This window comes from Pseudoxanthomonas sp. (assembly GCF_035999195.1).
Lineage (GTDB): Bacteria > Pseudomonadota > Gammaproteobacteria > Xanthomonadales > Xanthomonadaceae > Pseudoxanthomonas_A.
This window is the reverse complement of sequence record NZ_DASYGY010000009.1, coordinates 55285-77372: the sequence shown is the minus strand read 5'-3', so window position 1 is coordinate 77372 and position 22088 is coordinate 55285. Positions and strand designations below refer to the sequence as shown.

22 protein-coding genes are annotated in these 22088 nt (G+C 66.7%); 10 read left to right on the top strand and 12 right to left on the bottom strand.

Features of this window, described 5'->3' with window-relative positions:
• Window positions 1–11 precede the first annotated feature (11 nt).
• Together rlmN and ndk are read right to left on the bottom strand one after the other, a co-directional pair.
• The gene (gene rlmN, locus VGN58_RS07645) at window positions 12–1235 is read right to left on the bottom strand and encodes a 23S rRNA (adenine(2503)-C(2))-methyltransferase RlmN (protein WP_327482700.1); all 1224 of its coding nucleotides are present in this window, start codon (window positions 1233–1235) and stop codon (window positions 12–14) included.
• A 9-nt stretch (window positions 1236–1244) separates the two neighbouring features.
• Window positions 1245–1670, bottom strand: a complete 426-nt coding sequence (gene ndk, locus VGN58_RS07640) for a nucleoside-diphosphate kinase (RefSeq protein WP_327482699.1) — start codon at window positions 1668–1670, stop codon at window positions 1245–1247.
• Window positions 1671–1891: 221 nt separating this feature from the next.
• Between ndk and VGN58_RS07635 the strand changes: the two genes are divergently transcribed.
• The 3 genes from VGN58_RS07635 (at window position 1892) to VGN58_RS07625 (ending at window position 6283) form a co-directional block, all read left to right on the top strand.
• Window positions 1892–2521: a TetR/AcrR family transcriptional regulator gene (locus tag VGN58_RS07635; protein ID WP_327482698.1), complete on the top strand. Its 630-nt coding sequence runs from the start codon at window positions 1892–1894 to the stop codon at window positions 2519–2521.
• Window positions 2522–2544: 23 nt separating this feature from the next.
• Entirely contained in the window at window positions 2545–4917 is a 2373-nt protein-coding gene (locus VGN58_RS07630; protein WP_327482697.1) for a 3-hydroxyacyl-CoA dehydrogenase/enoyl-CoA hydratase family protein, read from the top strand.
• Window positions 4918–5080: 163 nt separating this feature from the next.
• Window positions 5081–6283, top strand: coding sequence for an acetyl-CoA C-acyltransferase (locus tag VGN58_RS07625; protein ID WP_327482696.1), 1203 nt, complete (start codon window positions 5081–5083; stop codon window positions 6281–6283).
• A 69-nt stretch (window positions 6284–6352) separates the two neighbouring features.
• Here VGN58_RS07625 and VGN58_RS07620 read toward each other — a convergent pair whose 3' ends face one another.
• The 10 genes from VGN58_RS07620 to cmk all read right to left on the bottom strand — a co-directional run bounded on the left by VGN58_RS07620 (window position 6353) and on the right by cmk (window position 16296).
• A complete protein-coding gene (locus VGN58_RS07620; protein WP_327482695.1) occupies window positions 6353–6697 on the bottom strand; it encodes a tRNA-binding protein in 345 nt (114 codons plus the stop codon).
• Complete coding sequence (locus tag VGN58_RS07615; RefSeq protein ID WP_327482694.1) at window positions 6694–7992, bottom strand: FAD-binding oxidoreductase; 1299 nt, start codon at window positions 7990–7992, stop codon at window positions 6694–6696. Before VGN58_RS07615 ends, VGN58_RS07620 begins: the two co-directional genes overlap by 4 nt.
• A 48-nt stretch (window positions 7993–8040) precedes the next feature.
• Complete coding sequence (gene galU, locus VGN58_RS07610; protein WP_327482693.1) at window positions 8041–8943, bottom strand: UTP--glucose-1-phosphate uridylyltransferase GalU; 903 nt, start codon at window positions 8941–8943, stop codon at window positions 8041–8043.
• Window positions 8940–10853, bottom strand: a complete 1914-nt coding sequence (locus tag VGN58_RS07605) for a nucleoside-diphosphate sugar epimerase/dehydratase (protein ID WP_327482692.1) — start codon at window positions 10851–10853, stop codon at window positions 8940–8942. Before VGN58_RS07605 ends, galU begins: the two co-directional genes overlap by 4 nt.
• An 18-nt stretch (window positions 10854–10871) precedes the next feature.
• Complete coding sequence (locus tag VGN58_RS07600) at window positions 10872–11843, bottom strand: lipopolysaccharide biosynthesis protein (RefSeq protein ID WP_327482691.1); 972 nt, start codon at window positions 11841–11843, stop codon at window positions 10872–10874.
• Window positions 11843–13021: a lipopolysaccharide assembly protein LapB gene (lapB, locus tag VGN58_RS07595; protein WP_327482690.1), complete on the bottom strand. Its 1179-nt coding sequence runs from the start codon at window positions 13019–13021 to the stop codon at window positions 11843–11845. The genes VGN58_RS07600 and lapB overlap by 1 nt, the downstream gene beginning before the upstream one ends.
• Window positions 13022–13023: 2 nt before the next feature.
• The gene (locus VGN58_RS07590) at window positions 13024–13299 is read right to left on the bottom strand and encodes a lipopolysaccharide assembly protein LapA domain-containing protein (RefSeq protein ID WP_327482689.1); all 276 of its coding nucleotides are present in this window, start codon (window positions 13297–13299) and stop codon (window positions 13024–13026) included.
• 74 nt (window positions 13300–13373) lie between these two features.
• Window positions 13374–13679, bottom strand: coding sequence for an integration host factor subunit beta (locus tag VGN58_RS07585; RefSeq protein WP_055944733.1), 306 nt, complete (start codon window positions 13677–13679; stop codon window positions 13374–13376).
• Between the two features lie 97 nt (window positions 13680–13776).
• The gene (gene rpsA / locus VGN58_RS07580; protein ID WP_327482688.1) at window positions 13777–15468 is read right to left on the bottom strand and encodes a 30S ribosomal protein S1; all 1692 of its coding nucleotides are present in this window, start codon (window positions 15466–15468) and stop codon (window positions 13777–13779) included.
• A 150-nt stretch (window positions 15469–15618) separates the two neighbouring features.
• Window positions 15619–16296 carry a (d)CMP kinase gene (gene cmk, locus VGN58_RS07575; protein WP_327482687.1) on the bottom strand — a complete coding sequence of 226 codons (678 nt, stop codon included), beginning with the start codon at window positions 16294–16296 and terminating at the stop codon, window positions 15619–15621.
• Between the two features lie 171 nt (window positions 16297–16467).
• Between cmk and ykgO the strand changes: the two genes are divergently transcribed.
• The 7 genes from ykgO (at window position 16468) to VGN58_RS07540 (ending at window position 22085) form a co-directional block, all read left to right on the top strand.
• Window positions 16468–16593, top strand: coding sequence for a type B 50S ribosomal protein L36 (gene ykgO, locus VGN58_RS07570; protein WP_010342887.1), 126 nt, complete (start codon window positions 16468–16470; stop codon window positions 16591–16593).
• A gap of 183 nt (window positions 16594–16776) precedes the next feature.
• Window positions 16777–17106 (top strand): hypothetical protein, encoded by a 330-nt coding sequence (locus VGN58_RS07565; protein ID WP_327482686.1) that lies wholly within the window; start codon window positions 16777–16779, stop codon window positions 17104–17106.
• Window positions 17107–17133: 27 nt separating this feature from the next.
• Entirely contained in the window at window positions 17134–18165 is a 1032-nt protein-coding gene (locus tag VGN58_RS07560) for an agmatine deiminase family protein (protein WP_327482685.1), read from the top strand.
• Window positions 18166–18291: 126 nt separating this feature from the next.
• Window positions 18292–19263 (top strand): aldo/keto reductase, encoded by a 972-nt coding sequence (locus VGN58_RS07555; RefSeq protein ID WP_327482684.1) that lies wholly within the window; start codon window positions 18292–18294, stop codon window positions 19261–19263.
• Window positions 19264–19267: 4 nt separating this feature from the next.
• On the top strand, window positions 19268–20575 hold the full coding sequence (locus VGN58_RS07550; RefSeq protein ID WP_327482683.1) for an NTP/NDP exchange transporter: 1308 nt from the start codon (window positions 19268–19270) through the stop codon (window positions 20573–20575).
• Window positions 20576–20660: 85 nt separating this feature from the next.
• Window positions 20661–21545: a carbon-nitrogen hydrolase gene (locus tag VGN58_RS07545; protein WP_327482682.1), complete on the top strand. Its 885-nt coding sequence runs from the start codon at window positions 20661–20663 to the stop codon at window positions 21543–21545.
• Between the two features lie 9 nt (window positions 21546–21554).
• Complete coding sequence (locus tag VGN58_RS07540; RefSeq protein WP_327482681.1) at window positions 21555–22085, top strand: N-acetyltransferase family protein; 531 nt, start codon at window positions 21555–21557, stop codon at window positions 22083–22085.
• Window positions 22086–22088 lie beyond the last annotated feature (3 nt).

The following is a 22088-nucleotide window of genomic DNA, read 5'->3' as shown; positions in this document are numbered from 1 at the left end:
GGCAGCGCGCCTTACGCTGCATCGTCGATGCCCTGTTCCTGCAGCTGCCGGCGGAACTCGGCCTGGCGACGGGTGCGGTCCATCACCTGCCCCTTCAACTGGCCGCAGGCGGCATCGATGTCGTCGCCACGGGTGCGGCGGACCATCGTGAGCACCTGCGCATCGAGCAGCAGCTTCTGGAAGGCACGGATGTCTTCCTCAGGCGCGCGCTCGTAGCGCGTACCGGGGAATGGATTGAACGGAATGAGGTTGACCTTGCCGGCATCCTTCAGCTGCGCGGCATTGCTGAACTTGCGCATCAGTTGCGCAAGCTGGCGCGCGTGCTCGGGCTGGTCGTTGACGCCCTTCATCAAGGTGTACTCGAACGTCACCGAGTCGCGCTTCTTGTTCGCACGCAGGTAGCGCACGCACGATGCCATCAGTTCCGCGATCGGATACTTCCGGTTGAGCGGCACCAGCTGTTCGCGCAACGCATCGTTGGGCGCGTGCAGCGAGACGGCCAGCGACACGTCGGTCTCGGTGGACAGCCGGTCGATCATCGGCACCAGGCCCGACGTCGACAGGGTCACACGCTTGCTGGCCAGGCCGTAACCCAGGTCGTCGCGCATGATGTTCATCGCGCGCACGACGTTGTCGAAATTGAGCAGCGGCTCGCCCATGCCCATCATCACCACGTTGGTGAGGCGGCGGTTCTGCGCGGGCACGTTGCCCAGGTGGCGCGCCGTCACCCAGACCTGGCCGATGATCTCGGCGGTGGTGAGGTTCCGGTTGAAGCCCTGCGTCGCAGTGGAACAGAAGGTGCAGTTCAGGCCGCAGCCGACCTGCGACGACACGCACAGCGTGCCGCGGTTCTTGTCGGGGATATAGACGGTTTCGACGGCGTTCTTGCCGTCCACGCCCATCCCGAGCAGCCACTTGTGGGTGCCGTCGGCCGAGGGTTTGTCGAACACGACCTGCGGCACCACCACCTCGGCATGTTCCTGCAGCTTCGCGCGCAGGTTCTTGCCGAGGTCGGTCATCTCGTTGAAGTCGGTGACGTACCGGTGATGGATCCACTTCATCACCTGGTGCGCACGGAACTTCTGTTCACCCAGCGTGCCGGTGAAGAACTGCTCCAGCCCTTCGCGATCCAGATCCATCAGGTTCTGCTTCGCGGACACGGGCACGCCGACAGCCACGGACGGTGCGTCCGTGGCCAGCTTCAACTCGATCGGCGGCAGTTCGTGGCTGCTCATCGCTATCGCTCAGCGCGAGAACACTTCGGTCGCGGCGAAGAAATACGCGATCTCGATGTTCGCGTTCTCGACCGAATCCGAACCGTGCGCGGCATTGGCATCGATCGAGTCGGCGAAGTCGGCGCGGATCGTGCCGGGCGCGGCATCCTTCGGATTGGTGGCGCCGAGGATCTCGCGGTGCTTGAGTACGGCGTTCTCGCCTTCCAGCACCTGGATGACGACCGGACCGGAAATCATGAACTCGACCAGCGCGTTGAAGAACGGACGCTCGCGGTGGACGGCGTAGAAACCTTCGGCCTCGCGGCGCGACAGGTGCTTCATCTTCGAGGCGATGATCTTCAGGCCGTTCTTTTCGAAGCGGGCATAGATTTCGCCGATGACGTTCTTGGCGACGGCATCGGGCTTGACGATCGACAGGGTGCGCTCCAGCGCCATGGGGATTCTCTCCGTTGGGCGGGCCACTGAGGACCCGAGGTTAACATGAAAAACCCGCGTCGAAACGCGGGCTTAGACCAGAAAGCGTAGCGAGATTCTAACGTATCCGCCGGAACTCTGCAGCCGCGCCATGAAGAAATTGCTGCTTAGCAGCATGACACTCCGGAACGCCGGAGGGAGAATGAGTCAAACAAGCGTTTGATTCAGTTTCCGGAGACTCCATGGGCAACACCACGCACTTCTCGACCAAGGAACGCATCCTGGGGGCGGCCGAGGAGCTGTTCGCCCAGCACGGCTTCGCCGGCACCTCGCTGCGGCAGGTCACCAGCCGCGCCGACGTCAATATCGCGGCGGTCAACTATCACTTCGGCAGCAAGGAAAACCTGGTCAACGAGGTGTTCCGCCGCCGCATGGACGACATGACCGCCGCGCGCCTGTCGCTGCTCGGGAAGGCGCTGGACGATCACCCGGGGGAACTGCAACCCATCCTCGCCGCCTTCGTCGAGCCCGCCCTGGCGCTGGCGCAGGACCGCCATGGCGGCGGGGCTTTCGTGCGCGTCATCGCCCGCGCCTACGCCGAGAAGAACGACGGCCTGCGCAAGTTCCTGTCCGACCACTACGGCCACGTGCTGCGCGAGTTCGGCAAGGCCATCGCCGCCTGCGTGCCCGGGCTGAGCAAGGAAGAGCTGTACTGGCGGCTGGACTTCTTCTCCGGCGCCCTGACCTACGCCATGGCCGATTTCGGCCTGATCAAGCGCCCCACGGGCGTCACCGAGGCCGCGCACCGTGAGCGAGCCGCCCGTGAACTGATCCGCTTCGCCGAGGCCGGCCTGCGCGCCGACCACACCTAACCCCTGCAATCCGAGGAAATCCCATGTCCAACCCCCTGCTTGTTCGCAAGGCGGCCGTGCTGGGCGCCGGCGTGATGGGCGCGCAGATCGCCGCGCACCTGACCAACGCCGGTGTCGACACCGTCCTGTTCGACCTGCCCGCCAAGGACGGCCATCCCGACGGCATCGTCCACAAGGCCATCGCCAACCTGGCCAAGCTCAGTCCGGCCCCGCTCGCCAGCAAGTCGCTGGCCGAGGCCATCACGCCGGCCAACTACGAGACGGGCCTGGAGCACCTCAAGGGCTGCGATCTGATCATCGAGGCCATCGCCGAGAGGATGGACTGGAAGCAGGACCTGTACCGGAAGATCGCCCCGTTCGTGGCCGATCATGCGGTGCTGGCGAGCAACACGTCAGGCTTGGGAATCAACACGTTGGCGGAAGTTCTTCCGGAACAACTTCGCCATCGTTTCTGTGGCGTGCACTTCTTCAACCCGCCGCGCTACATGCATCTGGCCGAGCTGATTCCGGCCAAGTCGACCGACGCGGCGGTGCTGGAAGGCCTGGAAACGTTCCTGACCACCACGCTGGGCAAGGGAGTGGTGTACGCCAAGGACACGCCCAACTTCATCGGCAACCGCATCGGCGTGTTCTCGATCCTGGCCACCGCCCACCACACCGGCGAGTTCAAGCTGGGCTTCGATGAGGTGGATGCCGTCACCGGCCCGCTGATCGGCCGCCCGAAATCCGCCACCTACCGCACCTCCGATGTCGTCGGCCTGGACACCATGGCCCACGTCATCAAGACCATGGCCGACACCCTTCCCGACGATCCCTGGCATGCCTACTTCAAATCGCCGAAGTGGCTGGACGCGCTGATCGCCAAGGGCGCGCTGGGCCAGAAGACCGGCGCCGGCATCTTCCGCAAGGTCGGCAAGGACATCGTGGTCCTCGACGTGCAGAAGCAGGACTACCGCGCCGCCGACCGTACGGCGGCACCCGAGGTGGTCGAGATCCTGAAGATCAGGAACCCGGCGGAGAAGTTCGCCAGGCTGCGCGAGAGCCAGCACCCGCAGGCGCAGTTCCTGTGGGCGGTGTTCCGCGACCTGTTCCACTACAGCGCGTACCACCTGGCCGACATCGCCGAGACCGCGCGCGACGTCGACTTGGCCATCCGCTGGGGTTACGGCTGGAGCCTGGGTCCCTTCGAAACCTGGCAGGCCGCCGGCTGGAAGCAGGTGGCGCAGTGGATCGCCGACGACATCGTGGCGGGCAAGGCCATGAGCTCCGCACCGCTGCCGAACTGGGTGTTCGACGGTCGCGAGGGCGTGCATGCAGCCGAAGGCAGCTACAGCCCCGGCAAGAACGCCAAGCTGCCGCGCTCGTCGCTGCCCGTGTACAAGCGCCAGCGCTTCCCCGATCCGCTGCTGGGTGAGGTCTTCCCGCAGGGCGAGACCGTCTTCGAGAACGATGGCGTGCGCCTGTGGACCGACGGCGACGGCATCGGCGTGGTCAGCTTCAAGACCAAGATGCATACCGTGTCCGACGCGGTGCTCGACGGCCTGCAGCAGGCCATCACCATCGCCGAGCAGCGGTTCAAGGGCCTGGTGATCTGGCAGCCGAAGGAGCCGTTCTCCGCCGGTGCCGATCTGGCCGGCGCGCTGGGCGCGCTGCAGGCGGGCAGGATCGCCGAGTTCGAAGCGATGGTCGCCAACTTCCAGGCCACCAGCCAGCGCATCAAGTATTCGCTGGTGCCGGTCGTGGCGGCGGTGCGCGGGCTGGCGCTGGGCGGTGGCTGCGAGTTCCAGATGCACAGCGCCCGCACCGTGGCGCACCTCGAGAGCTACATCGGCCTGGTCGAGGCCGGCGTGGGCCTGCTGCCGGCCGGTGGCGGCCTGAAGGAAATCGCCGTGCGCGCCTCACAGGCCGCCGGCCCCGGCGGTGACGTGTTCGCCGAGTTGAAGAAGACGTTCGAAACCGTCGCGATGGCGAAGGTGTCCGCCTCGGTCGTCGAGGCCAAGGAACTGGGCCTCGTGCGCGCCGGCGACAAGATCGCCTTCAACGCCTATGAGCTGCTCCACATCGCCAAGCAGGAAGCGCTGGCCCTGGCGGAGACCGGCTACCGCCCGCCCCTGCCCGCCCGCCGCATCCAGGTGGCCGGCGATGTCGGCATCGCCACCTTCAAGATGATGCTGGTGAACATGCTGGAAGGCCGCTTCATCAGCCCGTACGACTACGAGATCGCGGTGCGCATCGCCACCGTGCTGTGCGGCGGCGAAGTGGACCGCGGCGCGGTGGTCGACGAGGAGTGGCTGCTCAAGCTGGAGCGCAAGCATTTCGTCGAACTGGCCCAGCAGGAAAAGACCCAGGCCCGCATCGCGCACATGCTGAAGACCGGCAAGCCCTTGCGCAACTGACGTTGCGCGGGATTAGGAATTGGGGATTCGGGACTCGCGACAGCGGACTCCCGGCTCCCTCCAACACCACATTCCGCCGGGGGCGGGGCATTGTTCGGACAAGGCGATCCGCTCTGGCGAATCTCCAATCCCGAATCCCCAATCCCGGCTTTCGGAGAAAGCCATGAAACAAATCCAGGACGCCTATATCGTCGCCGCCACCCGTACCCCGGTCGGCAAGGCGCCGAAGGGCGTGTTCCGCAACACCCGTCCCGACGACATGCTGGCGCACGTGCTGAAGTCGGTCGTGGCGCAGGCCCCGGGCATCGACGTCAACCGCATCGACGACGCCATCATCGGCTGCGCGATGCCGGAAGCCGAGCAAGGCATGAACGTGGCACGCATCGGCCTGCTGCTGGCGGGCCTGCCGAACACGATCGCCGCGCAGACGATCAACCGCTTCTGCTCGTCCGGCCTGCAGGCCGTGGCGATGGCGGCGGACCAGATCCGCCTCGGCAACGCCGACCTGATGCTCGCCGGCGGCACCGAGAGCATGAGCATGGTGCCGATGATGGGCAACAAGATCGCCATGGCGCCCAGCGTCTTCGACAACGACCATGTCGCGATCGCCTACGGCATGGGTATCACCGCCGAGAAGGTCGCCGAGGAATGGAAGATCTCGCGCGAAGACCAGGACGCGTTCGCCGTGGCATCGCATCAGAAGGCGCTGGCGGCGCAGGCTGCGGGCGAATTCCGCGACGAGATCAGCCCCTACGAAGTGATCTCGCGTCAGCCCGACCTTGCCGGCAACACCGTGCGCCTGAAGAAGCTGCTGGTCGAGCAGGACGAAGGTCCGCGCGCCGACACGTCGCTGGAGGGCCTGGCCAAGCTGCGTACCGTATTCCGAAACCCGCAGTTCGGCGGCACCGTCACTGCGGGCACGTCGTCGCAGATGAGCGACGGTGCGGCCGGCGTGCTGCTGGCCTCGGAGCAGGCCATCAAGGACTACGGCCTGACCCCGCTGGCGCGTTTCGTCAGTTTCTCGGTGGCCGGCGTGCGGCCGGAAGTGATGGGCATCGGCCCGATCGCCGCGATTCCGAAAGCCCTGAAGCAGGCCGGCCTGACCAAGGACCAGCTGGACTGGATCGAGCTCAACGAAGCCTTCGCCGCGCAGGCGCTGGCGGTGATCCGTGACAGCGACCTGGATGCGTCGAAGATCAATCCGCTGGGCGGCGCCATCGCGCTGGGCCACCCACTCGGCGCGACCGGCGCGATCCGCACCGCCACCATCGTCCACGGCATGCGCCGCCACCAGAAGAAGTACGGCATGGTGACCATGTGCATCGGCACCGGCATGGGTGCGGCGGGCATCTTCGAATCGCTCTGAGCGGCAGATTGATGCACAGAAAAAGAAATGGCGCCGTCCGGCGCCATTTCTTTGTGCGTCCGATGGCCGTCAGGCCATGCGCGTGCCGTCGGGTACCCGACGCTCGATCGTGGTGACGACGACGCCCTCCTCGGTGTGGAATCCCGTCAGCAGGAATTCGGAGAGAAAAGGGCCGACTTGCTTGGGCGGGAAGTTGATCACGCCCACCACCTGTCGCCCCACCAGATGCTCGGGCGCGTAAAGCGCGCGTACCTGCGCGCTGGTCTTCTTCACCCCATGCGGTCCGAAGTCGACCCACAGTTTCCACGCCGGCTTCCTCGCCTCCGGAAAAGGCTCGACGCGCAGCACCGTGCCCGCGCATAGCTGCACGCGCAGGAAATCGTCCCATGCGATCACATCGCCCGCGCCGCTCATGCGCGCATACTCCGCTCGGCACGCGCCTTCCACGCATCTTTCGCCTGCGCCCACCAGTAGCCCAGCTGCGCGCCGAGAAAGCCGGCCGGCTTCATCGCCGATACCAGCCCGTAGGCGGAGAACTCACGCCAGCGTCCGTCTCCCTCCGCGATGGCGGCGGCGACGATCTCGCCCGCGAACGTGGTGGGCGCCACACCATGCCCGCCGAACGCCTGCGCGAGCCACAACCCCGGCTCGACCTGGCCGATCTGCGGCATCTCATGGCGGGCATAGCTCATCAGCCCGGACCACGCGTAGTCGATTCCCACACCCTCGAGTTGCGGAAAGACCCTCATCAGGTCGCGGTACAGCAGCCGCCTGACGGCCTGTGGAGAACGGTCCAGGACGGAAATCCGACCTCCCCACAGCAAGCGCGAGTCCGGCAAAGGCCGGTAATAGTCGAAGGCAAAGCGCGTGTCGTAGACGGCCGCACGCGTGCGCATCGCCTCCTCCATCCGCGCGCCGAGCGGTTCGGTGACCATCACGTAGGTCGCGATGGGCAGCACGCCCGCATCCACCCGCCGATGCAGTCCCGCCAGATAACCGCCGCAGGCCAGCACCACCTGCCTGGCGTCGACCCTGCCGGACGGAGTGGCCACGCGCCACCCGTCGCCTGCGCGCTGCATCGAAACGGCGGGCGACTGTGCGAACAGCGACACGCCCCGTTCGCGCAGCGCGCGTACAAGGCCGTTCGCGTACTTCAGGGGATGGAAGTGGAAGGCCTGCGGCTCATACAAGGCATCGTGGTAGCGCGTGGTCAGCAGCTGTCGCCTGACATCGTCGCGGTCCACCCAGCGCCAATCCTGATCGAAGGCCCCGGCGAGCAGCGCCTGGCGATCACGCAGCACGCGCGGATCGCGAAACCAGTTGGCCCACAGGATGCCGGCATGGGTGGCATCGCACGCGATGCCGTGGCACGCGATCCTGTCGCGGATGAGCGACACCGCCTGCGTCGTCCCCGCGTACAGCGCCTTTGCCCGCGACGGTCCGAGGTCGTGCAGCAGCGACGCTTCGCCGCGCGAAAAGCCGCCGAACACGAAACCCCCATTGCGCCCCGAGGCACCGAACGCCGGCGTTTCCGCTTCCAGCAACACCACATCGCGGACGCCACGCTCCGCCAGCCCCAAGGCAGTGTTCAATCCGGCGAAGCCGCCGCCGACGATGCACACGGCCGCCTCGACGCGCGACGCGAGCGAGGGCAGTGGATCGACAGCCCCTGCCGTATCCACATAGTAGTTTCTGCCTGATATGCGCACTGGACGTCGGCTCTGCCGGAGCGTGCGATGGACGTGCGACCGACGCCGTCAGCCGAGATCCTGCACGCCGAGTTCGTTCAACGCATTCTGCATCATGTCGCGCGCGGCATCGCTGAGCTTCTCATGGTCGAGCGCATAGCGGATGGTCGCCTCGATCAGCCCGATATGGGTGCCGCAGTCGAAGCGCGTGCCCTGGAAACGGTAGGCGTGGACGGGCTTCTCCGACAGCAGTGTCGCGATCGCGTCGGTCAGCTGGATCTCGCCACCCGCGCCCGGCGTGGTGCTTTCCAGCAGGGAGAAGATGCGCGCATCCAGCACGTAACGCCCCACCACGGCCAGCGTGCTGGGCGCCACGTCCGGCTTCGGCTTCTCGACGATGGCGTGGATGCGGCCCTCCCGGCCCGAGAAGGCATCGGTCGCCACGATGCCGTAACTGCCGGTCTGGTCGCGCGGCACGTCCTGCACGGCGATGACGCTTCCGCCGCTGGCTTCGGCGGCATCCGCCATCTGCTTCAGGGCGCCCGGCCCACGATTCCAGATCAGATCATCGGGCAGCAGCACGGCGAACGGCTCATCGCCCACGATGGGCTTGGCACACAACACCGCGTGACCAAGACCCAGCGCCTCTGCCTGGGTGACGAAGACGGCACGGACATGCGGCGGCAGCACGTTCCGGACCAGTTCCAGCTGCTCCGTCTTGCCTGCACGCTCGAGCTTCTGCTCGAGTTCGTAGGCCTTATCGAAATAATCCGCGACCGCATGCTTGTAGCGGTTGGTGACGAAGATCAGCGTATCGCACCCCGCCTCGATCGCCTCGTCGACGGCGTACTGGATCAGCGGCCGGTCGATGATCGGCAGCATCTCCTTGGGCACGGTCTTGGTGGCCGGGAGGAAGCGCGTGCCCAGGCCGGCCACGGGGAACACGGCCTTGCGGATTCTTGCTCGAGTCATCGGATCCTGCGCGCTTCACGGCCTGGAAAGACCACGATATTAGCCGAGGATGCATCGTGTCCGGCTGACAGCGGCGCGAATTCGGGAACGGCGACCTTGAGCACTTCCGCCAGTTCGGCGGTGTCATAGCGGGCGTGCGCTGCCCGCAGGCGCTGCAGTGCAAGCTCCAAGAACTCCGGCGATACCTCGCGGGCCAGTGCCTTCATGATCTTCGAGTGCGACGTGGGCTGATAGCGCTCGTCCGCATGGAACAGCGTCTCGTGCAGCTTTTCGCCCGGACGCAAGCCGGTGTAGACAATCGCGATGTCACGGCCGGGCTGCTTGCCCGCCAGGCGGATCATCTGTTCGGCCAGCAGACGGATCGGCACCGGATCGCCCATGTCCAGCGTGTAGATCGACGCGTGCGCTGCGCCGGAGGCGGCCTGCAAGATCAGCTGGCAGGCCTCGGGAATGGTCATGAAATAGCGCGTCACATCGGGGTCGGTGACGGTGACGGGCCCGCCCTTGCGGATCTGGTCGCGGAACAGCGGAACCACACTGCCCGCCGAATCCAGGACATTGCCGAACCGCACGGTCACGTAGCGCGTGCTGGAGCTGCCGTCGTCGAGCGCCTGGCACGCCATTTCGGCCAGTCGCTTGGTCGCCCCCAGCACGTTCACGGGATCGACCGCCTTGTCGGTCGAAATCAACACGAATGTGCCAACCCCGGCTTCGCGGCACGCGCGGGCGACGGTCTCTGTCGCGAGCACGTTGTTGCCCACGGCTTCACGAAGATGCCCTTCCAGCAGCGGCACCTGCTTGTAGGCCGCGGCATGGAACACCGCGCCGGGCTCGGCCAGGCGCATCGCGTGGGCGATGACAGCCGGATCGCCGCAATTGCCCAGCACGGGCAAGACCTCGAGATCCGGGAAGGCGCGACGCAGGTCGCCCTGGATGGTGATCAGCGCAAGTTCGTCGATCTCGACCAGCGCGATCCGCTGGGCGCCATGCCGGGCGCACTGCCTGCAGAGCTCCGAACCGATCGATCCGCCGGCACCGGTCACCATGACGGTACGCCCGCCCAGCCAGCCGCGGATGAGCTTCCAGTCCGGCGTCACCGACTTCCGGCCGAGCAGATCCTCGATCGCGACCTCCTTGAGGTCGCCGGGCATCGATTGCCCTTCCAGCACATTCACCAGTCTCGGCACCATGCGGAACGGCAACCCGGTGCTCTCGCAGATCGCCACGACGCGCTGCATGGCCGGCGCGTCGAGCGACGGCATCGCAATGACCAGCATCCGTGCAGCGGTCTCGCGAGCGACGGCAGCGGCGCTTTCCAAGCCGCCCAGGACCGGAACACCCAGCAATTTGGAACCGTGCAACCGCGAGGCGTCGTCGAGGAAGGCCACGGGGTGATACACCCCCGTCCGGCGCAGTTCCCGCACCAACGCCTCACCGGCCCTGCCCGCCCCCAGCACCACGACACGCGACGCGCTCTCGCTGCTGCGTTGCAGCTGACTGTCCTTCCACGCCCGGTAGGCCAACCTCGGCAAACCGAGAAAGCCTACCAGCGCGAACGGATAGAAACCCAGCACGGCACGCGGCGTCGACCCGAAGCGGTTATAGAAGAACAGGCCAAGGACGATGCCCAGGAACCCCAGCGCACAGGCCTTCACGATGTTCCAGAGGTCGGGAAGGCTCGCAAAACGCCAGAGGCCTCGGTACAGGCCCATCCACCAGAAGACGGCGCCTTGCGCGAGCAGCACGATGGCGATCTCATTCGACCAGAGCGGAAACTCCGGCGCATGGGCCAGCATCGAATAACGGAACCGGTGCAGCGCCTGCCAGCACAGCCAGACCATGGCCAGATCATGGATGGCCACCAGGGCACGAGGCATGAATCCGCCCAGTCGATCCCGCCAAGACTCCATCAGTTCCCTCTCCCAGTGCTAACTGCGCCATCCCCGGCGCAATAAAAACCACAATGCCGCGCCTGTACCGAATACCGCCATCGTCACGCACACGGTGACGACGTAATCAGCCCGCAATGCCGCATAGCTTAACAATAAGCTAATGCCTCCAAACGCCATGTAAATCACGGTTACAAAGGTGTGCCCCCGCTTTCTGGCACCCATTTGATAGACATGACCCACATGGGGGGCCCACCACCGCTCCCCGCGGAGCATGCGCCCCAGGAGCGTGAAGCCGGCGTCGATGAGAAAGGGACAGAGCGGGAGCAGCAGCAGGGGAATCTGGGAGGGCGGGCGCGTGATCAAGGCCGCCACCGCCAGCCCCGCCAGTGCAAACCCCAGCGCCCCGCTCCCCACGTCGCCCAGGAAGATCCGGGCCCGGGGGAAGTTGAACGGCAGGAAGCCCAGGCAGCCCGCCAGCAGCGCCAGTGCCAGCCAATGCCAGGCCCCGTCCAGCAGCAACGCGTAGGCGAACGCGGCCAGCGCCGCCTGGCTGGCCGCAAGTCCATTGATCCCGTCCATGAAGTTCCAGACGTTGACCAGCGCCATGGCCGCACCGAACGCGAGCGCCGCGGGCAGCCAGTGGCCGCTCTGCCCGGCAGCCGCGGTCGCCAGCATCGTGGCCGCCACCGCCTGCACCCCCAGGCGCAGCCAGGGCGACAGCGGGCGGTGGTCGTCCCACCAACCGATCCCGGCGACGAGGAGCAGGCCAGGGAGGAAGCCCAACCACAGCGCATCCACGGGCGCCTGCCGCGTCATCAGGAAGAGTCCCGCGCAGGCGATCACCAGGACGATGGCGATCCCGCCCCCTCGCGGCGTCGCGATCGTGTGGCTGCGCCGCTCGCCCGGCTGGTCCATCAGGTTGCCACGCAGCGCGTAGCGCCGCGCCAACCAGGTGGCCGCCGCAGCCGCAGCGGCCAGGCCACCCACCCAGGCGTACGCGTTGAGCATCACACCACCGCGTAGTTCAGCAGCGGCTTGACCGTTCCCCACTCCTTGCAACTCGGGCATTGCCAGTGATGGGTACGGGCGCCGAAGCCGCAGCGGGTACAGCGGTAGCTCGGATTGCGTACCAGCAGCTGGTCGGTGATGTGCTTGAGATCGTGCAGGGTGGCCGCCGGATCTGCGCCTTCGGCCAGCGTCAGGTCGATCAGCGACGCTTCGCCCCTGACCGAGGGCCGGTCCTTGAGCTGTCGCGCCAGGTAGGCGCGCGCCGCGGCCACGCCTTCCTGGCGCTCGACGAGTTTGGTCAGGGCCAGTACCGGTGCGATCCCCCGGTAGTGCTCGCACATCTCGGACAGGAAGGCGCGCGCGCCGGAAAGATCGCCGACCTGCTCGTAGCTGGCCAGCAGGCTCGGCAGCACCTCGGGGAGATAGTCGGGATCGTGCCGTGCCGCCCGCTCGAACGCACGGATCGCCGCATCCGGATTGCCCGCATCCGTCTCGATGCGTCCCTCGATGATGCCGGCACGCACACTGCCCGCGTCGGCCTGGTAAGCCCGTCCCACCGCGGCGCGTGCTGCGTCGATGTTGTTCGCCGTGCGTTGCCGCTCCGCAAGTTCGCACTCGAACTGGGCGATCAGCTTGCCCATCGGCTCGGCGGTAACCTCTTCGTAGCGCCGCGCATTGTCGATGGCCTTCTCCCAGTCGCGCTCCGCCTGGTAGATGCCGATCAGGTGCTTGAGCGCCTGCGGCGCGCGCTGGTCGATCTGCGCCAGATCGGTGAACACCGTCTCGGCGCGGTCCAGCAACCCGGAGCGCATATAGTCTTCGCCCAGCGCCAGCAGCGCCTGCACCCGCTGTGCGTCACTCAAGTCGCTGCGTTGCACCAGCCCCTGGTGCAGGCGGATGGCGCGGTCCACTTCGCCACGGCGGCGGAACAGGTGCCCCAGGGCGACCTGGGTCTCGAACGTTTCCTTGTCCAGCTCGGCGATGTGCAGGAACAGCTCGATCGCCTTGTCCGGCTGTTCGTTGAGCAGGTAGTTCAGGCCACGGAAATAGGTGCTCGACAGCCGGCTGACCTGGGTGTCGCCGTGCCGCTGGCCGCCGCGACGGCCGATGATCCAGCCACTGAGCGCCGCCAGGGGCAGGAACAGGAAGAACCAGAACCACTCGGTCAGGAAATCCATGCTCAGTGACCGCCGTCGACGCCTGGGGTGCCGACCGTCGCCGACGCGGCACGGTTGGCCTTGCGCAGCTTGGCGTAGAGCGGCCAGACCAAGGTGGCCAACACGATCAGCCCGCCCACCACCACGCCCAGCAGCAGGGACAGCATGATGCCGACGCCGGATGACGTCTGGAATTCGGTGAACAGAAGCTTCAGCGTGATCGGCTGCGTATTGAGCACACCGATGATGAGTCCGTAGGCCAGGAACAGCAGTGCGACGACCAGGCGGAACATGTTCATCAGGCGACTCCTTGCAGGACGGCGCCTAGCTTAACGGACTCGACGCGGAACGACACGCGCCGGAGCGGGCGGGATTACTCCCCGCTTTCCTCGATGGGCGTGACGTCGCTGACGCGTTCGCGCAGCTCCTTGCCCGGCTTGAAATGGGGAACGTGCTTGGCCGGCAGCGCGACCGATTCGCCCGTCTTGGGATTGCGCCCCATGCGCGGCGGACGGTAATGCAGCGAAAAACTGCCGAAGCCACGGATCTCGATGCGATCACCCTGCGACAGGGCGCCACCCATCATCTCCAGCAACGCCTTGACGGCGAGGTCCACGTCCTCCGCCTTGAGGTGCGGCTGGCGGCGGCTGAGGATCTCGATGAGTTCGGATTTGGTCATCGCATGCGGAATGAGGGCGGAAGTACCCGCACCGGCCCGGGGTTTCCGGGCCGGCGGGAAACGTTACAACCAGAACTGAAGCAACGGCGCGAGCCGCTTACTCGGACTTGCCACCGTCCAGCTGTGCACGCAGCAGCGCGCCCAGGCTGGTGGTACCGGTGGACGCTTCGGCGGCCGACTTGTTGTACTCGGCCAGCGCCTCGGCGGTCTCGGCTTCGTCCTTGGCCTTGATCGACAGCTGCAGCGTGCGGCCCTTGCGGTCCATGCCGATGAACTTGGCTTCGACCTTGTCGCCGACCTTCAGGTGCTGGCTGGCGTCGTCCACGCGGTCGTAGCTGATGTCGCGCGCCATCACGTAGCCTTCGATGCCGTCGGCCAGTTCGACCGTGGCGCCCTTGGTGTCCACTTCCTTCACCGTGCCTTCGACCTTCGAGCCCTTCGGGTGCGCGGCCATGTACTGGCCGAACGGATCCTGCTCCAGCTGCTTCACGCCCAGGCTGATGCGCTCGCGCTCCGGGTCCACGGCCAGCACCACGGCTTCCAGCGTGTCGCCCTTCTTGAAGTTACGCACGATGTCTTCGCCGGTGGTGTTCCAGCTGATGTCGGACAGGTGGATCAGGCCGTCGATGCCGCCGTCCAGGCCGATGAAGATGCCGAAGTCGGTGATCGACTTGATCTGGCCGGACACCTTGTCGTTCTTCTTGTGGGTGGCCGCGAAGGTCTCCCACGGATTGGCGGCGACCTGCTTCATGCCCAGCGAGATGCGGCGACGCTCTTCGTCCACGTCCAGCACCATCACTTCGACCTCGTCACCGACCTGCACGACCTTGGACGGATTGACGTTCTTGTTGGTCCAGTCCATCTCGGACACGTGCACCAGACCTTCGACGCCCGGCTCGATCTCGACGAACGCGCCGTAATCGGTGACGTTGGAGACCTTGCCGAACACGCGGCTGTTGGCCGGGTAACGGCGGGCGATGTTGTCCCACGGATCCTCGCCCAGCTGCTTCAGGCCCAGCGAAACGCGGTTGCGCTCGCGGTCGTACTTCAGCACACGGACGTCCAGCTCCTGGCCGACTTCCACGACTTCGGACGGATGGCGCACGCGCTTCCACGCCATGTCGGTGATGTGCAGCAGGCCGTCGATGCCGCCCAGGTCGACGAACGCGCCGTAGTCGGTGAGGTTCTTGACCACACCCTTCAGCACCACGCCTTCCTGCAGCTTGTCCATCAGCTGCTCGCGCTCTTCCGAATGCTCGCTCTCGACCACCGCACGGCGGGAGACGACGACATTGTTGCGCTTGCGATCCAGCTTGATGAGCTTGAACTCGAGTTCCTTGCCTTCCAGGTAACCCGGGTCGCGGACCGGACGCACGTCGACCAGCGAGCCCGGCAGGAACGCGCGGACATCCTTGATGTCGACGGTGAAGCCACCCTTGACCTTGCCGCTGATGCGACCGGTGATGGTCTCGTTCTTCTCCAGCGCTTCTTCCAGCTCGTCCCACACCATGGCGCGCTTGGCCTTCTCGCGCGAGAGGACGGTTTCGCCGAAGCCGTTCTCGAGGGAGTCGAGCGCGACCTTGACTTCGTCGCCCACGCCCACGTCGATTTCGCCGGCGTCGTTCCGGAACTGTTCGATCGGCACGATGCCTTCGGACTTCAGGCCGGCGTTGATCACCACCACGTCGTTGCGGACTTCCACGACGACGCCGGTGACGATCGCGCCCGGCTTCAGCTTGGCCAGGTGGGTCTGGCTCTGTTCAAACAGTTCGGCAAATGATTCGGTCATTGAAAAAATACTCGGTTGATGACACAGACCGGCACGCACAAGCGCGGACGGTCCACCCGTTGTCGGCCTGCGCGGGATGCGTATGACCGTGAGTGTTGTGGTTGGAAAACCGCGCGGAGGATTCCGCACGGACCTTCTGCAGCGCCAGGCTCAACCTGCGCGTGCGGGCACCAGGGCCAGCACGCGCTCGACGACGGCGTCGATGCCGAGGCCGGTGGTGTCGATGAGCACGGCGTCGTCGGCCGGCCTCAGGGGCGCCACCGTGCGCTGGGCGTCACGGGCATCGCGGGCGAGGATCTCGCGCAGCAGACCGTCGATTGTGACCGAAACCCCTTTGTCTTTCAACTGCTTATAGCGCCTTTCCGCCCGTTCGTCGGCACTGGCGGTCAGAAACACCTTGTAGGGCGCATCCGGGAAGATGACCGTCCCCATGTCGCGGCCGTCGGCGACCAGCCCCGGCGGCTGCCGGAACGCCCGCTGGCGCTCCTTGAGCGCCGAACGGACCTCGGGGATGGCGGCGATGGCCGAGGCCAGCGCCCCGGTCGTCTCCAGGCGCAACTCGTCGGTGGCGTCCAGATCGTCCACGATCACCCGCAATCCCTGCCCCGACTCCCGGAAGCTCACGCGCGTATCGAATGCGCAGCGCACCAGCGCCGCCGGGTCGGAAATGTCCAGGTCCGCCCAGCTCGCTGCCACCCCCACGGCCCGGTACAGCGCGCCCGAATCCAGGTAATGCCAGTCCAGACGGGCAGCGACGAGCCGGCTGACGGTACCCTTGCCGGCGCCAGAGGGACCATCGATGGTGAGGACGGGGGCGAGGTCGGACATGGGGGCTCCACAGGATTCCAGCCACCATTATGGCGACCGTGACGGCCACGAGGAGCGCGCTTCGGACCCCGGACATGGCCACAGGATGCAACCGCTTGATAAGCCAACGGAATTGCCGCTAGAATAGCGGGCTTCGCTTCACCCCATACTTTTACGCCGAGGTTTCAACTCATGAAGGTCCTGTCCTCCCTGAAGTCGGCGAAGGCCCGTCACCGCGACTGCAAGGTGGTCCGCCGCCGCGGCAAGGTCTTCGTGATCTGCAAGTCCAACCCCCGTTTCAAGGCGCGCCAGCGCTGAGAACGGCACTGCCGGCTCCGGCCGGCAATGCGCGAAAAGCCGCCTCCGGGCGGTTTTTTGTTGCCACTCTCCGGGGCGGCAACCGTCCGAACCATCGGCAAGCCATGTAAAAAGCGGCTCTCGGCCGCCTTTTTGTTGCCCGCCTTTTGTTATAAAAGGCAGCTCACCCAGGGGAACTCCACCATGAGCCGTCGCGCCCTCGCACTTCCGTTGATCGCCCTGCTCGGCCTGGCCGGCACGGCCTCCGCCGATACGCTGCTGATCGAACGCGCCCAGGAAAAGCCGGCCGCGGCCGCGCCCGTACGCGGACAGACCGCCGCCGATGTCGAGGCCCGTTTCGGTGCGCCCCAGCAGAAGCTGGAGCCGCGCGGCGGCCAGAAGCGCCAGTGGCCGGTGATCCACCGCTGGGTGTATCCCGCTTTCACCGTCTATTTCGAGAAGAACCGCGTCATCGACGTGGTGCTGAACCAGGCCTCCGCCGACGAGATCGGCCCCAAGCCCCCCATCCGCTGACCGGCGCCCGCTGCGCCCCGCAACCCGATGACCGACGCCTATCGCTTCCCCGCGGAGTGGGAACTCCAGTCCGCGATCCTGATCGCTTGGCCGCACGCCGACACGGACTGGGCCGATCGCCTGGCCGAGGTCGAGGAAACCTATGTCGCGCTGGTGGCCGCCATCACCCGGTTCCAGCCGGTCGTGGTGTGCGTGGCCGACGACGACTTGCAGACCTATGCCGAGGCCCGGCTGCGCTCGGCGCGGGTGGACATGGAACGGGTACGCTTCGTCCCGGCCGAATACGACGACACTTGGCTGCGCGACTCCGGCCCGATCACGCTGCGCGACGGCGACCGCTTCAAGCTGCTCGATTTCCGCTTCACCGGCTGGGGCGGCAAGTACGAATCCAGCCGCGACGATCGCCTGGTCGGCGAGTTGTCCGGCATGCAGCTTTTTCACAACTATTTCGTCCAACGCATTGATTTTGCGTTGGAAGGCGGCGCCATCGAGACCGATGGCGCGGGCACGTTGCTGACCACGTGGCAATGCCTGCACGAACGCCATCCCGACGCCTCCCGGGCAGAACTGACCGACAAGCTCGCACGCTGGCTGAAGCAGGACCGCGTGCTCTGGCTCGACCACGGCTATCTGGAAGGCGACGACACGGACGCCCACATCGACACCCTCGCCCGCTTCGCGCCGGGTGACGCCATCGTCTACCAAGCCTGCGATGACGCCGGCGACGCGCATTTCGCGGAACTGCAGGCCATGGCGGCTGACATCGCCGCCCTGCGCACCGCCGACGGCCGCCCGTATCGCACCTTCCCCCTGCCGTGGGCGCAGCCGGTCATCGATGACGGCCGACGGCTGGCGGCCTCGTATGCGAACTATCTGATCGTCAACGGCGCCGTGCTGATGCCGGCGTATGGCGACCCCGCCGACAACCGGGCGGCCGCCGTGCTGGCGCAGGCCTACCCGGACCGCGAGATCGTGCAGGTGCCCTGCCGCGCGCTGATCTGGCAGAACGGCAGCCTGCACTGCATCACCATGCAACTGCCGGCGGGCCTGCTCGGCTGAGGCCCCCGGCGACCTCACGGCTCATGGCACCGTGACATCAGTTGGGCGCGGATTGAACGTTTCGTTTACATCTCGCGCTTCCTGATCCCGGATAACCACCGTTTCCCTTCACTCGAGGAGACGGCCGTGTACTCACGACGCAAGTTCCTGACCACCACTGCGCTGGCCACCGCGGGCCTTGGTCTGGCGGCGTGCCGCGATGCCGCCCAGGCCGGCGGTGTAGGCGCAGCAACGCCCATGCCTGCCGCCGCCGCGGCGTCCAGCACGATCGGCCCTCTGAACACCCGCGCCATCCCGTCCTCCGGCGAACGCGTGCCCGTCATCGGCATGGGTACCTCCGGCAGTTTCCAGGTCGGCGAAAGCGCCGCCGAGCGGGATCCGTTGCGTGAGGTGCTGAAGCGGTTCTTCGCCGCCGGCGCCACGCTGATCGACACCGCCCCGACTTACGGGACTGCCGAGGACGTGATGGGCGCCCTGCTGGCCGAGCAGAACCTCACCGCCAAGGCCTGGCTGGCGACCAAGCTGTCCGGGGTGACCGGGCGCGAAGCCGGCATGGCGCAGTTCGAAGACACCCTGCGACGGCTGAAGACGGACAAGGTGGCGCTGCTGCAGGTCCACAACCTCGGCGACCTGAAGACCCAGATGGCCGTGGCCCGCGAACTGAAGGCCCAGGGCAAGGTGAAGTACGTCGGCGTGACGCACTATGTCGAGCGTGCGCAGGACGAACTGGCGGATGTCGTGCAGGCGGAAAAGCCGGACTTCCTGCAGATCAACTATTCGGTCGTCAGCCGGGGCGCGGAGAAGCGCGTGCTGCCGCTGGCGCAGGACCTGGGAGTGGCGGTGCTGATCAATCGCGCGTTCGAGGACGGCAAGCTGTTCGCGCAGGTGAAGGACAAGCCGGTGCCGCAGGAACTGGGCGACGCTGGCGTGACCTCGTGGGCGCAGGCCTTCCTCAAGTTCGCGCTCAGCCACCCGGCGGTGACCGCGGTCATTCCGGCCACCGGCAAGCCCGACCGTCAGACCGACAACCTGCGCGCCGGCACCGGTCCGGACCTGACGGCCGCACAGCGCGACGCGCTGATCGCCGCCGTCGCCTGAGCGCATGTCGTCCGCCCCCTCGCCCGGCCCCGCCGGCTGGCTCGCGCGCCTGTTCAACGTCCGCCCCCACGAGGCGCCCGTGGTGGGCGCCGGGCTGGCAATGTTCTTCCTGCTGTTCGCCGGCTATTTCATGCTGCGGCCGATCCGCGAGACGATGGGCGTCGCCGGCGGCGTCGACAACCTGCAGTGGCTGTTCACCGGCACCTTCGTCGCCACGCTGGCGGTGTTGCCGCTGTATGGCTGGATCGCGTCGAAGGTGTCGCGCCGGCGCATCGTGCCGTGGGTGTTCGGCGTGGTCGTGGCCAGCCTGCTCGGCTACGGCGCGGCGATGGTGGCGCGACCGGACGACCTCTGGCTTGCACGCTCGTTCTACATCTGGGTGTCGGTCATCAACCTGCTGATGATCTCGCTGGCGTGGAGCGTGCTGGCCGACGTGATGGAGAGCGGCGAGGCCAAGCGTCTGTTCGCGCTGATCGCCGCGGGCGCCAGCCTCGGCGGCCTGGCCGGCCCACTGCTGACCACGCTGCTGGTCAAGCCGCTGGGACATGGTGGCCTGATGCTGCTGTCGGCCCTGCTGATCGGTGCCAGCGCCGCCACCGCGACCTGGCTGCACCGCTGGCGCGACCGCCATCCGCTGCCCGCCGGCGCCAGTTCGGCCGAGCTCCGGCAGCGTCCGCTGGGCGGCAATCCGTTCGCCGGCGCGACCGCCGTGTTCCGCTCGCCCTACCTGCTGGGCATCGCCTTCTTCGTGCTGCTGCTGGCGACGGTCACCACCTTCCTCTATTTCGAGCAGGCCAAGCTGGTCGCCGAACGCTTTGCCAGCAAGGAAGAACAGACCCAGGTCTTCGGACTGATCGACACGGTCGTGCAGACGCTGGCCATCCTCAGCCAGTTGTTCATCACCGGGCGCATCGCGCACAAGCTGGGCGTGGGCGTGCTGCTGGTGGCCGTGCCGGTGATCATGGCCGGCGGCTTCCTGTGGCTGGCGCTGTCGCCGGTCTTCGCCGTGTTCGTGGTGGTGATGGTGGTGCGGCGCGCGGGCGAATACGCCTTCGTGCGGCCCGGCCGCGAGATGCTGTACACCGTGGTCCCCGCCGACCAGAAGTACAAGGCGAAGAACTTCATCGACACCGTGGTCTACCGCGGCGGCGATGCGCTGAGCGGCTGGGTGAAGCGGGCGCTTGACGTGCTGGCCGAGCATCCCTCGGCGGCGATGTTCATCGGCGCCGGTGTGGCGGTCGCATGGGCATTCACCGGCGTCGCGCTGGGACGACGGCAGCGGCGGCTGGAGGCGACGCGCGACACGCCCTGAGCGCGCGTGTTCACGCCCGGGACGCCTGCCGTCACGGAGGACGCGGTACCATGCGCCCTTCCCTCGATAGCCCCTGCCTCGCACGATGAGCCGCACCACCCTGCCCGTTGCCCTGATCCAGGAAAAGAACCACGGCGATGCCGACGCCAACCTGTCGGTCATCGAGGCACGCGTCGCCGAAGCGGCCAAGCAAGGCGCCAAGCTCGTGCTGCTGCAGGAACTGCACAACGGCGCGTACTTCTGCCAGCACGAGTCCGTCAACGAATTCGACCTGGCCGAGCCGATCCCCGGCCCCAGCACCGAGCGGCTCGGGAAACTGGCCAAGCAGCACGGCGTGGTGCTGGTGTCGTCGCTGTTCGAGCGCCGCGCCGCCGGCCTGTACCACAACACCGCCGTGGTGTACGAAAAGGACGGCAGCATCGCGGGCAAGTACCGCAAGATGCACATCCCCGACGATCCGGGCTTCTACGAGAAGTTCTACTTCACGCCGGGCGACATCGGCTTCACGCCGATCGACACCTCGGTGGGTCGCCTCGGTGTGCTGGTGTGCTGGGACCAGTGGTATCCCGAAGCCGCGCGCCTGATGGCGCTGGCCGGCGCCGACCTGCTGCTGTATCCCACCGCCATCGGCTGGGATCCGGACGACGAGCAGGCCGAGAAGAACCGCCAGCGCGATGCCTGGGTGCTGAGCCACCGCGGCCACGCCGTCGCCAACGGCCTGCCGGTGCTGAGCTGCAATCGCGTCGGTCACGAGCCGTCGCCGCTCGGTGCCTCCGGCATCCGGTTCTGGGGCAACAGCCATGTGCTGGGTCCGCAGGGCGAGTTCATCGCCGAGGCCGGCGGAGACCCGACCATTCTCATGGCCGAGGTCGACCTGCAGCGCAGCGAGCACGTGCGCCGCATCTGGCCGTTCCTGCGCGACCGCCGCATCGATGCGTACGGCGATCTGCTCAAGCGCTACATCGACTGAGGCCGCCGCGTGCCGTTGATCGTCCGTGACGCCACGCCGGCCGACGTGCCGGCGATCGCCGCCCTGTACGCGGACGAAGTCCGCCATCGCGTCAACACGTACGAGTACGACGTGCCGGACGAAGCCGAGATGACGCGTCGCATGCAGGGCGTACTGGATGCCGGGTATCCGTATCTCGTCGCGGAACTCGACGGAGACTTCGTCGGCTATGCGTATGCCGGCAGCTATCGCGCACGCGCCGGCTACCGCAAGACCGTGGAGAACTCGGTCTACGTGCTTCCCGGTAGGCAAGGTCGGGGCATCGGCGCCGCACTGATGCAGGCATTGATCGACGCCTGCGAGGCGCGTGGCTACCGGCAGATGATCGCCGTGATCGGCGAACCCACCAACACCGCGTCCATCCGGCTGCACGAAAAGTTCGGCTTCACCCTGGTCGGTATTTTCCGCGGCATCGCCTGGAAGCACGACCGCTGGCTGGACACCGTCCAGATGCAGCGCACCCTCGGCGCCGGCACCACCGCGCCCCCGCAAGATGGCTGACAC